Raw genomic sequence first — 1,282 nt, forward strand, 5'->3', positions numbered from 1 at the left:
TTTCAGCAGCTACCTCTGGTTTAGCTTGTTCCGGCTGCTCATTTGTCGTTGATTGCTGAGAATCTTTGATTGTGTCATTTTGGTGTACGTCATCAGTTACTGCTTTATGAGCATCTGACTGTGAATCAGCTGGTTGATCTGGCTGATTTGAATCTTTATCAGAATCGGTAGCAGGTTGATTATCATCACTTTTTTGAGAATCATTAGCTTGATTATCATTGGTTGACGAACTAGTTGCACTATCCTGATTGGTTTTCGTTTGATCAGGAATTTCTGTATTTGACTTATCGTTATCAGTTTGGTTAGTTTCAACCTTATTAGTATCTGTGCTCGATTGATCAGTTTTTGTTGGTTGTTGCTCCGTCTGCGTTTGCTGTTCAGCAACTGCGGTTGGTTTCGTAGCCACGACTTGCTTTTCTGAATTGGTAGTATCAGACGATTGCCCAGTTGTATTTTCTGAATCCGACTGAGACTGGTTGGTACTACTTACAGGGGTTGCGGCAGTCGCGGTATCATCAGCATGGATGGTCGCATTGCTTAAACCAATCAATGATAAAAAGACGGTTGCAGCAATTAGCCATGACTTACCAGCTTTATACATTTTGAAGCGAGTTTTTTTCTCGTTACTACCAAAGCTCATTATTTTCCTCCCACTAATTAAAAGTTAGTAAATTTTTATCACAAAGCGATTATATAATAGATACGACAATAAAATTATTACAATCTTATTAAAAATGCTTTTAACTTTTATAAGTTTAAGAAGCGACCGTAAAATGAAGCGGCCCCAGAATAATAAGCAAAGGTTGAAACTCTATGAATTCCTAAGCCATTCGACTCGGCATCAAGCATCTGGTTATTACCTAAATAAATGCCGACATGAAAAATACCACTACCATTTGAGAAGAACACTAAGTCACCACGCTGGGCTTGATTAGCAGCAATTTTTGTTGAAGCATAGTATTGATCAGCTGCTGTTCGCGGTAAACTAATTCCAGCCTGGGCAAACGCATAGCTCGTCAGTCCTGAACAATCAAATCCTGTACTAGGGTTGGAGCCACCCCAACGGTAGCCCCAGCCAATAAATCTACTAGCAACATTTATAATATTTTCAGCTTTTTGCGTATCTTTAGTATCTTGTAAGATTCCATTTCCATCAAAATAGGACCAGCCCCGATCTGTTAAGCGCCATTCATTTGTTACTTTTAAGTAGGTGCTTGGATCAAAGTAGTACGTTGAGCCAAACCAGTCACAAAGTCCCGTTACAATCCGACCGTCACCACCG

General features: G+C 39.8%; 2 protein-coding genes. Both read right to left on the bottom strand.

Going from position 1 to position 1,282, the window contains the following annotated elements; translation table 11 throughout:
- A partial coding sequence (locus FC87_RS06610; RefSeq protein ID WP_035422485.1) for a KxYKxGKxW signal peptide domain-containing protein occupies positions 1–640 on the bottom strand: 640 nt, incomplete at its 3' end.
- A 107-nt stretch (positions 641–747) separates the two neighbouring features.
- On the bottom strand, positions 748–1,282 hold a 535-nt coding region (locus tag FC87_RS06615), incomplete at its 5' end, for a C40 family peptidase (RefSeq protein ID WP_191979375.1).

This window comes from Fructilactobacillus florum DSM 22689 = JCM 16035 (assembly GCF_001436645.1).
Classification (GTDB): Bacteria; Bacillota; Bacilli; order Lactobacillales; family Lactobacillaceae; genus Fructilactobacillus; species Fructilactobacillus florum.